The 11,588-nt window shown below is 48.0% G+C and carries 9 protein-coding genes (1 of these 9 running past the window's edge); 1 reads left to right on the top strand and 8 read right to left on the bottom strand.

The genetic code is table 11. The annotated features are described in order from the left end of the window. Both ACXMYH_RS03840 and ACXMYH_RS03835 read right to left on the bottom strand, forming a co-directional pair. Positions 1 to 106 carry the 5' portion of a hypothetical protein gene (locus ACXMYH_RS03840; protein ID WP_021905270.1) on the bottom strand. It extends 149 nt beyond the left edge of the window, so only the first 106 of its 255 coding nucleotides appear in the window; its start codon is at positions 104 to 106; its stop codon lies beyond the left edge, outside the window. Further along, the gene (locus ACXMYH_RS03835; RefSeq protein WP_486555564.1) at positions 107 to 1,672 is read right to left on the bottom strand and encodes a hypothetical protein; all 1,566 of its coding nucleotides are present in this window, start codon (positions 1,670 to 1,672) and stop codon (positions 107 to 109) included. Between the two features lie 385 nt (positions 1,673 to 2,057). Here ACXMYH_RS03835 and ACXMYH_RS03830 point away from each other — a divergent pair, with 385 nt between their 5' ends. Further along, positions 2,058 to 3,680, top strand: coding sequence for a flotillin family protein (locus ACXMYH_RS03830; RefSeq protein WP_118532290.1), 1,623 nt, complete (start codon positions 2,058 to 2,060; stop codon positions 3,678 to 3,680). Positions 3,681 to 4,097: 417 nt separating this feature from the next. Here the strand turns inward: ACXMYH_RS03830 and ACXMYH_RS03825 are convergent, their stop codons facing one another. The 6 genes from ACXMYH_RS03825 to ACXMYH_RS03800 form a co-directional block, all read right to left on the bottom strand. Continuing rightward, positions 4,098 to 5,576, bottom strand: a complete 1,479-nt coding sequence (locus ACXMYH_RS03825) for an altronate dehydratase family protein (protein WP_329752700.1) — start codon at positions 5,574 to 5,576, stop codon at positions 4,098 to 4,100. Between the two features lie 7 nt (positions 5,577 to 5,583). Then, the gene (locus ACXMYH_RS03820; RefSeq protein WP_015552574.1) at positions 5,584 to 7,083 is read right to left on the bottom strand and encodes a tagaturonate reductase; all 1,500 of its coding nucleotides are present in this window, start codon (positions 7,081 to 7,083) and stop codon (positions 5,584 to 5,586) included. A 97-nt stretch (positions 7,084 to 7,180) separates the two neighbouring features. Further along, on the bottom strand, positions 7,181 to 8,467 hold the full coding sequence (locus ACXMYH_RS03815; RefSeq protein ID WP_329752702.1) for a TRAP transporter large permease: 1,287 nt from the start codon (positions 8,465 to 8,467) through the stop codon (positions 7,181 to 7,183). Continuing rightward, positions 8,460 to 8,969, bottom strand: a complete 510-nt coding sequence (locus ACXMYH_RS03810; protein ID WP_329752704.1) for a TRAP transporter small permease — start codon at positions 8,967 to 8,969, stop codon at positions 8,460 to 8,462. Before ACXMYH_RS03810 ends, ACXMYH_RS03815 begins: the two co-directional genes overlap by 8 nt. 85 nt (positions 8,970 to 9,054) lie before the next feature. After that, the gene (locus ACXMYH_RS03805; RefSeq protein ID WP_142412470.1) at positions 9,055 to 10,155 is read right to left on the bottom strand and encodes a C4-dicarboxylate TRAP transporter substrate-binding protein; all 1,101 of its coding nucleotides are present in this window, start codon (positions 10,153 to 10,155) and stop codon (positions 9,055 to 9,057) included. Positions 10,156 to 10,266: 111 nt separating this feature from the next. Continuing rightward, the gene (locus tag ACXMYH_RS03800) at positions 10,267 to 11,301 is read right to left on the bottom strand and encodes a zinc-binding alcohol dehydrogenase family protein (protein ID WP_015552581.1); all 1,035 of its coding nucleotides are present in this window, start codon (positions 11,299 to 11,301) and stop codon (positions 10,267 to 10,269) included. Positions 11,302 to 11,588 lie beyond the last annotated feature (287 nt).

The raw sequence follows: 11,588 nt of genomic DNA, 5'->3' as shown, positions 1-11,588 counted from the left end.
GAAACATCATACCGCTTCCCCTAACCATGGTCGCGAGAATGAACATGGCATTTACAAACGCCCGACCGCGTTCTGATCTCATGAACTTTCGTATCTTCTCAGCCATCTACACCTCCCCTTCCGGTAATACCTGCAGTGCATCCTGCACCGTGATGAACACCGGATCATCGGTCCAACTGCCATTTTTGCGGTTCTGAGCTGCCGTCATGACCGGATACTGGAGCATGATCTTCTGGTGTACATAATTGAGCCAAGAATCGATCCACCACCCAGGTTCATTATTTCCCATATTATAAGCCACATATCCGCGGCAATTCTCGCCGCGATGAGGCATGGAAAACTCGGCAAAAATGCTGCTCGATTCCCTGCTCTGATAAAACGGCCAGTTTTCTCCCGTTTCATACGTGCTGTCTTCCAGTACCGCGTACTCCGCCTGATACGATGTTCCGTTTCTGTCATAGAGAACCTGCCCAGTCAGATCACCCTGTCCGATCCATGCGCTCCCGCTCTCCCGGTAAGCAGGAAAGAGCTGCAACGCCTCTGTCCCCCGGAAACGTACAGCTTCTGTCCAACGGAAATGATGGATCACCTTCCATGTTCCTTCTTTTTCCAGTTCCACGGCAACCCCGCTGAGTCTCAGTTCCTTCTTTTCATATTCTCTCGAATACTGCGTATAGCCATCCTGTGAAACTGCAACTTCCACTCCATCATTGATCGGATAATCATTTGTCTCAGTAAGAACCCGTCTCGCATTCCGGCATTCCAAGAGATCTTCCTCCTTCAGATCATCCAGGATCGTTTCCGGAAATCCAAGGGACAAAAGATGTGTCCGGATCTCCTCGCACTCCGCATTTGTCGTCGTCTCTTTCTCTGCCCAGTTCATACGGTACGAACCCAAAAATCCATATCCGATCAAAATCCCTACAGCCGTCACAAGAACAGCAGCCCACGCGCATTTTCCATTCGGGATCCGCTCCGGATATTCTTCCAGAATATATCCGACTTTTTCCAGGCGTGCTGCCATACGACTGGTCGCCATAAGGATCTGGATATAGTTTGCCAGAAAAATAAGTCCAATGATAAGATCATTATAATTTCCGCCAGCGATATGTGCGAGACACGCGACAAGCGCATACCAGAGGATCAGATGGATCAGATTGTTTTTTTCCGCCTTTTCACCACGTTTCTTTAATTCGATGGTTAAACCGTAAAAGAAACAGATAAAAATTAGCAGCGGCAAGATTCCAACGAGAATAGAAACTATCTTCCAAGCTTCTGCTGCTTCGATTCTTTCCCTGCCGATATATGTTCCAACGATCAGAAGAAATATCGTAAGAAGCAGTTTGATCCCAGCAAGCCCATATGCACTCCGAAACCATCGGTTTTCTCTCCTTAATCTCCGTAGTCCCAGAAAGATCATCAAAATACCGATCGAAGGCAGGATATAATTTAATAGAAGAAAGTTCAGCGTGATCACACACATTCCCATCCCAACCAGGATATTCTCATACGTCTGCTGCCAGAGACTTGTCTTTTGATCCACCGGCTTATTTCTGCCGTTTTCATACTGGTCTTTTGAGAGATGTCCAGCGTTTTCCTGCGGACTCTCTTTTCCATTCTGTTCCTCTGTACTCTCCCAAAACGACTCCTGCATCCAGATCCTGGTATCCATGCGATCCCTCCCTTTTATCTCAGTCGAAAATACTCCCACATCTTTCAAGTGGTACATAACAGTAAGCAACCAATGCAGCCCATTTTATATTTCGACACGATCCACCTCTTCTATCTATCAATATACCATAACTTTTTCCACTATCAACCTGCAGTGTTCAATTTTAAGAAAAGTGTAATCTGTGTGGCAAATTTATGGCATTACAATTACATTCCTCTTACATATTCTTACATCTTATTTTAATGTATTGTGTTTTCTGATATTTTCTGATACTGTGAATTTAGCAAAAAGGAATGTGCCTTTATATGTAACAGGAAATTCCTCAAACTTTTCTGTTACACATGAGAATTTTGCAACAAAAGTCAAGGTCCAGAAAGGAGTTTCTATGAATTTGAATCATCTGATCATCCCTATCACCATTGCAGTCATTCTGATTCTGATCCTTGTCCTCATCGCATGTGGATATGTGAAAGCTCCGCCGGATCAGGCCTATATTATTTCCGGTCTTAAGCATGACGCAAAGATCCTCATCGGACGTTCCGGAATCCGGATCCCGTTCTTTGAACGGATGGACCGTTTGTATCTCGGACAGATGACCGTCGATATCAAGACGGAACAATCTGTTCCGACAAATGACTTTATCAATGTCAATGTCGATGCGGTTGCCAAGGTACGGATTACCCCATCTCAGGAAGGAATCCGTCTGGCAGCAAAAAACTTCTTAAATAAGAAACCCGAGGATATCACCATGGATCTCCAAGATTCCCTTCAGGGAAACATGCGTGAGATCATCGGTACTCTCTCCTTAAAGGAGATCAACACCGACAGGGATTCCTTCTCTGATCAGGTTATGCTAAAGGCATCGAAGGACATGGATAAGCTGGGAATCGAGATCCTGTCCTGTAATATCCAGAATGTCACTGACGATAATGGATTGATCCGGGATCTTGGTGCCGACAATACCTCAAAGATCAAGAAAGATGCCGCGATCGCAAAAGCCCAGGCAGACCGCGATATCGCTATCGCCCAGGCAGAAGCGAACAAATCTGCCAACGATGCCCGCGTACTTGCGGAGACAGAGATCGCGGAGAAAAATAATGAGCTGGAGATCCGTAAGTCGGAGCTTCAGAAGCACTCCGACACGAAAAAAGCGGAGGCAGACGCTGCTTATGAGATCCAGAAGCAGGAACAGGAAAAAACGATCCAGACAGCTACCGTGAATGCCCAGATCGCAAAGGCAGAGCGCGAAGCAGAGCTTCGGAAGCAGGAAGTTGCCGTACAGCAGCAGCAGTTAGACGCGGAAGTCAACAAGAAAGCCGATGCGGAACGCTACAAGGTCGAGCAGGAAGCGGCGGCGATGCTTGCAAAACGCCAGCGCGAAGCGGAAGCCAGAAAATATGAGTTAGAAAAAGAAGCGGAAGCCATGCGTACAAAGGCAGATGCCGCAAGATATCAGGCGGAGCAGGAAGCCGCCGGAATCCGTGCCCGCGGAGAGGCGGAGGCGGCTGCGATCCAGGCAAAAGCCGTTGCTGAGGCGGAAGGTATGGAGAAAAAAGCGGAAGCTTACGCGAAGTACAATAACGCTGCTATCGTCGAGATGTTAGTAGGCATCATGCCGCAGATGGCCGCAGAGATCGCGAAGCCATTGTCCTCTATCGACAAGGTCAATATCTACGGAACCGGCGGTGCAAACGGCACAAACGGAAGCGGAGTCAGCGAGATCTCCGGAAATACAGCTGCTGTCATGCAGCAGGTGTTTGATACTATGTCTGAGGCCACCGGTGTGGATTTCCGGGATATTCTGAAGGCACAGACATATGACGCAAAGGTAAACAGGAACATCAATGTCAGCGGACTTACGATCCCGGCTGTACATCATGAACAAACTGCAGCTCCCACAGACGCAGAACCTGAACCTGGTACTTCCGATTTAAGTTCCGGCACGGGTGATTCAGCAATACCGTCCACACCAGACACTGAAACCGTTCCGGAGAACCACACCTCATAATTACATTATTTAGTCCCGCTCCTTCCCCAGCATGGTAAATGTAGACTTACAGACTGATTCCAATCGTCATACCCATACTCCCCCTACTTACCCCCGGCAGTGTCTCTCACAGGACACTGCCGGGGTCTTTTAAAATATAGGACGATCCCACGCGGACGCCCACTGAACCTGCCGCAAGCGGCAGGTTCGGATGCTCCGTACAATGAATGTGCCCTGGCATATTCTCGCGCCCCGCGCGGTTGCTTGTGACAGTCTACATCTTCGCGCGAATGCATATCATTGGCACGTGACTGTCTTTTATATAATAGGGAATTACTCGGAAGTTCCTATTACTCAAAAAAGACACCCACCTCCGGCCATCTCTGACCAAAAGTGAGTGTCTCTATAAGGGAAACATAAAAAATTGTGAAGCTGTTATTACAGCACAACACCGTCTTTAAAAATAGAGATCTCGCGGAAGCCTTTCTCCTCGGCTTTTGTCTGTTTTCCGCCGGCAACCTCGATCACAAGCTGCAGAAGTCTCTTCGCAGCATCATCAATGGTCTCGCCGTCAGCGATCGGACCGGCATCGAAGTCGATCCAGCCTTTCTTTCTCTTCGCAAGCTGGCTGTTTGTCGCCAGTTTTAAGGTCGGAGCCGGTGCACCAAACGGTGTTCCGCGACCTGTTGTGAACAGGATCATGTGCGCTCCGGCAGCCGTCATGGCTGTTGCAGATACCAGATCATTGCCCGGTCCGTAAAGCATGTTAAGACCTTTTGTAACTACCGGATCACCGTAGCCGATAACGTCCATGATCGGGGCTGTACCGCCCTTCTGGACACATCCGCAGGATTTATCCTCAAGGGTGGTGATACCGCCCTGCTTGTTTCCTGGGCTCGGGTTGTCGTATACGACCTCGTGGTGGCTGATGAAGTAGTTCTTAAAGCCGTTGATCATGTTGACGGCTTTGTCGAATACTTCTTTATTTACACAGCGGTTCATTAAGAAACCTTCCGCTCCGAACATCTCCGGAACCTCTGTAAGCACAGTAGAACCGCCTCTGGCTGCCATCATATCGCTGAAACGTCCGACAGTCGGGTTTGCGGTGATGCCGGAAAGTCCGTCGGAGCCTCCGCACTTCATGCCGACAACAAGCTCACTGACCGGAATCGGCTCTCTCTCAAACTGCGCTGCGTATGCGGAACATTCCTCGAGAAGCTTTCTTCCTGCCTCAAACTCATCATCCACTTCCTGACAGGTCAGGAATTTTACACGGTCATGGTCGTAATCGCCAAGCTCTTCCAGGAACTGCTCGTGGGTCAGGTTCTCACAGCCAAGTCCTAATACGAGAACAGCGGCTGCGTTCGGATGACGGACAAGGGCTGCAAGAAGCTTTCTTGTCTGTGCATGATCTGCGCCTGTCTGGCTGCAGCCGAACGGATGCGGGAATGTATAGAGTCCGTCAATGGTGCCTTTCACAAGATCCTGATTGTCGCGGACCATTTTCTTTGCGATATCATTGACACAGCCTACGGTCGGGATGATCCAGATCTCATTGCGGATCGCCGCGCGGCCGTCTTTTCTGCGGAAGCCCATAAAGGTCTCCGGCTCAACTTTTTCCGGGAAGTCGAGGGACGGAGTATAGGTATACTCCATCTCTCCTTCCAGATTTGTCTTCACGTTGTGGGTGTGCATCCATGCACCGGCCTCTGCGTCTGCTGTCGCGTGACCGATGGCAAAGCCGTATTTGATGATATTCTCACCGTTCTTGATCGGTTTTAACGCGATCTTGTGGCCCTGTGGGATGTCCTCAAGCGCTGTGACTGTGATGCCGCCTGCAGTGACCTCCTCACCCTTTTTGATCGGGTGAAGAGCGACCGCTACGTTATCCAGTCTGGAAATCTGAATTACTTTCATATGTTAATTAAAGGCAGCTTGCAAATGCAGCCTTTGCTCCTTCCGTGCGAATCTTCTTAAGGTCAGCGACAACCTTCTCCTCAAGACCAGCGATCTTTGTGAGATCCTGATCCCACATCTTCTCGTTAGTGAGAACTGCGTTTACAAGAGCCTCTGCGGAGTCATCCTTGTGCGCATAGTAGAACTCAAGTGCCCATCTGTCATCGCTTACGGTGTACTCGTTGCCGGCCGGACGCTTGCAAACAAGACCTGCGTCTGTCAGAGCCTGGATGTCGTTGCTGTAGAATGCGATATAAGCCGCTAAGGACATGGTCAGGCACTCCGGAAGCTTACCGGTCTCTTTGATGTACTCAAGGAAGGACGGCATGTTTCTTGCTTTCCACTTAGATGTGGAGTTTAAGGAGATGCTCATTAACTCATGGTCAACGAACGGGTTGTTGAAACGATCCTGTACTGCGGATGCGAACTGCATTAAGTCGTTCTTGTCAAGCGGAAGTGTCGGGATAACCTCATCGTAGAGCATCTTGTTCATGAAGCCCTTGATGACCTCGTCATGCATACAGTCACGAACGATGTTCTCGCCTGCAAGGTAAGCGCCAAGTACGAAACCTGTGTGAGCGCCGTTTAAGATTCTAACTTTTCTCTTCTTGTACGGGCTCATATCCGGTGTTACGAATACTTTGTCAAGAAGTCCTGCTTTCTTGAACGGAAGAATGTCGTTTAACTTCTCATCGCCCTCGATGACCCAGACGCCGAATACCTCGCCGACATCTGTAAGCGGATCAGCGTAGCCGTTCTTCTGCTCAAGCTCAGCAACTTCGTTTGCGTCTTTGATACGGCCCGGAACGATACGGTCTACCAAGGAACCGCAGAATGTGCAGTCTTCATTTACGTACTTCTTGAATCCGTCCTCAAGTCCCCACTGCTCAATGTACTGGTTTACGCACTTTAAGAGCTCTTTACCGTTGTTGTCGATCAGCTCGCAGGCAAGCATGATGATACCTTTCTTTCCTGCTTTGTAACGATGATAGAGAACCTGAGTTAATTTTGCCGGGAAGCTGGACGGCGGGCAGTCATCCTGTTTGCAGGACGGATCATACTGGATACCGGCCTCTGTTGTGTTGGAAACGATGATCTCAAGGTCGTCGCTTGCAGCAACCTCCATCATCTTCTCGTAATCCTCTTTCTCATACGGATTTAAGCAGCGGTTTACGCTGGAGATCACTCTCTTAGCGTCTACCTTCTGTCCGTTCTCGCTTCCGCGAAGGTACAGTGTGTAGAGACCTTCCTGCTCGTTGATCATCTTTGCAAGACCTGGAGCGATCGGCTGTACCAGGCAGCACTTTCCGTTCCAGCCTGCCTTCTCATTTGCAAGGTCGAACCAGTAATCTACGAAAGCACGAAGGAAGTTTCCCTCACCGAACTGAAGAACCTTCTCCGGTGCGTCCTTTAATACATATCCATCATAACCAGATTTTTTAAGAACATCATAATTTAAGCGTTCCATAATAATTTCCTTTCTTCATATAAAAGAATTCATGGTATATAAATCAAAACTGCCAGACGGGGCATCATACCGATCCCCATCTGGCAGCAAGTTTACCCTAATAGAACAGATTTACAAGGAATGTGGTAAACGGCTCGACCCAGGTAAGGAGCATCAGGTTGATAATAAGCAGGATGTAGAACGGTACTGCTTCTTTGATGAATGCCGCGGTCTTACACTTTGTAATAGAGCAGGTTACGAACATCAGGGTTCCCATAGGCGGTGATAATGCGCCGATGGCGTTATTGAAGATGTAGATCATTGCGAACTGGATCTCGTTGATTCCGTACTGTGCAGCGATCGGCGCAAGAAGCGGAACCAGAATGATCATGGAAGCGTTACCTTCGATGAACATACCTACGATCAGTAAGAAGATGTTTACAACGATCAGGAATACATATTTGCTGTGGATGTTTGCAAGCATCCATGCTGTCAGCGCCTGCGGGATTCTCTCTTTTGTGAGGATCCAGGAGAATACGGACGCAGCGGATACGATGAGCATGATGGAAGCTGTCGTGCAGACAGTCTCCTTTAAGCCCTGAATCATATCCTTGACGTGCATCTCATGGTAGATAATTCCCAGAAATGCAGCGTAAAGAATTGCAACTGCTCCGGCCTCGGTAGCTGTGAAGATACCGATACGGATACCGCCGATGATGATGATCGGGAGGAGTAACGGCAGAATTGCTGGTTTTAAAGCGGTCCAGAACTTGGACCAGGTTAATTTCTCTGTTGTTAAGATACCATATCCACGTTTCTTGGAGACAACGCCTACAAGGATCATCATGGAAACGCAGAGGAGACCTCCGACACCAAGACCGGAAATAAACAGCTTACCGATGGAAACGTTTGCGATACATCCGTAAAGGATCATTGCGATTCCCGGTGGGATCAGCGGTGTGATCATGGAGGAAGCGGCTGTTACAACACTGGAAAACTCCAGAGAGAAGCCCTTCTTTGTCATCTCCGGAACCATCATTTTGGACTCCATCGCTGCATCGGCGATGTTGGATCCGGAAAGTCCGCCCATAACGGTGGATAAAAGTACGTTTACCTGTGCGAGACCGCCAGGAAGACGTCCTGTTACAACCTCACAGAAATCCATGATTCTCTTTGTAACACCGGTGTAGTTCATGAAGATACCGGCACAAACGAAGAACGGGATCGCCATAAGGGAAATTTTCTCAGTACCAATGATTGCCTGCTGGGCGAAGATAACGGTATTGATTCCCGGGTTCATTACGAAATAAACCATGGAACCGCCGAGGACGGCGATGAATACCGGAACCTTTAAGAAAAGAAGGACCAGCATCACAATTGCAGATAACATTAACACATTACTCATTGCTGCTTGCTGCCTCCTTTGCCTCAGATTTTACGCCGCGGAACAGGGCGTAGAAATAGCTGATGATCATATCAAAATAGGATACGATCGCGATACCGTATACCCAGGAATACGGAATTTTTAACATACTGGTGGAACGTCCGCTCTTTACGAACACCTGGATGAAACCGATGCTCTGCATGAACAGATATCCGATTACAACTACAACTACGATGGAAATCAGGATTTCCATGATCTTCTGCATGCTCTTCGGCATCAGGTCGACGATCATCTCGATCGCAACATGGTTGCCGGAGCGGAATGCTGCACCTGCGCCTGCAAATACGATCCAGACCATACATGAGGTCTGAACCTCCTCAAGCCATGTAAATGGTGCGTTGAAGATATATCTCCATACAACGCCGAGGAATGTCAGGACGATCAGGATCGCAAGAATAATGGAAGCGACAACGATATCAAGATTCATCAGGATCGCTGAAGCTTTATTTTCTTTCTTCTCCATAGATTTTCAGACTCCTATCAGGGAAACTGCCCCGGCGGATAAATCCGCCGGGAACAGCTACTTTATGCATTTACTGCAAAATGGATTATTCAGCGCCCATAGCCTTTTTAACTGTGTCATAGAGGCCATCGCTCCAGCCAAAGTCAGCACCCATCTCATAGAACGGCTGTGCTTTCTCCTTGAATCCGGCAAGAACTTCCTCGGACGGCTCAACAACAGTTACGCCTTCGTCTTTCATCTTCTGAAGGTACTCAGCGTCAGCAGCCTGCTGTACTTCGTTGTTGTACTCACCAGCTTCTTCTGCTGTCTCAAGTAACCATGTCTGCTGCTCTTCCGGAAGGCTGTTGAACCAGTCAGCGGATACAACCCATGTTGTGAAGTTCTTTACATGTCCGTCAAGGATTAAGTATTTAGCAACCTCGTGAAGCTTTCTGCCGTACAGAGTTGCAAGCGGGTTCTCAGCACCGTCGATGGTCTTTGTCTGAAGAGCCTGATAAACATCACCAAGTGCCATACCTGTGGATGTTGCGCCAAGTACATCGAAGCCCTTGGACTGGATCTCGTTGGACGGAACACGGATCTTTAATCCCTTTAAGTCATCAACTGTGTTGACCGGAACGTTTGTAAGAGTATGTCTCTCACCGTAGATCCAGTTGGAAGCGATGATCTTTAAGCCTTTTTCTTCAAGCTTGCCACACTGCTCTTTGTACCAGTCGGAATCAACCAGTTTCCAAACCTGATCCCAGGAATCGAACAGGAACGGTCCGAATACGATACCGAAATCCGGTACACCGTAGTCAGCGTAGAAAGCACCGTCTGCAAGTGTGCAGACATTCTCGCCGAGAAGCATGGAGTCGATTAAGGAAGACTTATCACCAAGCTGGGAATCCGGGTAGATCTCGATTGCCATCTTGCCGCCGGATTTTTCTTTGATGATCTCCTGAGCTTTCTCCCAGCCCTGTCCAACCGGCTCGGAAATGGAGTTCTCGAAAGCGACCTGAAGAACTGTCTCAGCATCGGAAGAACCGTTATCTGCTGCAGCTGCTGTAGTATCTGCTGCTGCGGCTGCTGTTGTCTCAGCTGCCTTTGTTGTCTCTGTTGTGGAAGAACTGCTTCCGCAAGCGGTAAGTGTTGTTGCTGCCATAGCACCTGCCATGGTTAATGCCATAACTTTTTTGAGTTTCATAATGTTTCCCTCCGTTTTTGTTTTAAAAACATTTATCCGGTCTTCTGCCCGATCCCCATCAGGCAGAAGACCTCGCACCCCGTTTCCCGGGGAAAGCTTCATGATTTTTGATTATTTGGAAATCTTGGAAAAATCAAATACAACCTTTAACATATTGCCCGGGTTGTGCGCAAAGTCATCGAATGCCTTTGCAGCATCATCAAACGCATATGTATTTGTGATGATCTTGTGGAGCGGTGCCTTGCCTGCGTTCACGATATCGATCAGCTCTAAGAAGTCCTTCTTTAATGCGTTTCTGGAACCGAAGACATTTAATTCCTTCTTCTGGATCAGTGTGAAGTTGAAGTCAAGGTTCTTCTTGCCGACTCCGATCAGAACCATGCGTCCACCGAAGCAGCAGGCATCGATACAGTTCTGGAATGTGGACGGAAGACCAACTGCCTCGATCGTTACATCAAAGCCGTTGCCGTTTGTGATCTCAGCAACACCTTTCTCGAAGTTTTCCGGAGAATCATTTAATAAGGTTCCGTCAACACCGAAGTCCTTCGCCATTTCAAGCTTACCTGCGGATACATCGGAGATGTATACAGTAGCGCCCTTCGCTTTTGCTGCAATCGCTGCGAGAACACCGATGGTACCGGCGCCGACTACGAGAACTTTGTCTCCTTCTTTTACGTTTGCGCGGCTCACGCCATGGTAGCTGATGCAGAACGGCTCGATTGCTGCAAGAGTCTTAGCGTCCATTCCCTTACCGTCATACACACGCTCGATCGGCATTGTGATGTACTCCTGGAAAGCACCGTCTCTCTGACATCCCATTGTCTGGTTGTCCATACATGCGTTTACGATTCCGTGCTCGCAGGAATAGCAGTGTCCGCAGTTGAAGTACGGGTTGCAGGTTACGATCATTCCCGGCTTGATGCCATACGCGTTGTTCTCATCTGCCTCGATAACCTCAGCGGAGAACTCGTGACCCGGGATTCTCGGGTAATCAAAATATGCGAATGTTCCACGGTAGGAACCAAGATCGCTTCCGCAGATTCCACCGTAAAGGATCTTTAATAAAACTTCTCCTTCTTTTCTTACCGGCATCTCTACATCTTTAATAGAAACCTGACCCGGTGCGTCAATATACATTGCTTTCATCGTTGTTTCCTCCTTAATTTTACGATTTTTGCCTTCTATATAATTTTTCAAAATCAATTTTGTTGTATTCTTTGTTGTATACAACAGATTATAATACTTTTTACACCAATGTCAATAAGTGTTAAGAAATTTGCACCACTTTTGACTTTTTCAACAAAATCGAGCTTTTGGGCTTGTGCAAAACGCCAATTGACGTTTTTAGCAAAAACCGTCGACATCTGCTTGAAAACGATTTTGTTTTGTGTTAGTATGAGTCTATATATTTTTTATTGAGAAGAAAAAGACTG

The sequence above is a fragment of the Pilosibacter sp. NGB245 genome (genome assembly GCF_057397225.1).
This window is presented reverse-complemented; position numbering and strand designations above follow the sequence as displayed.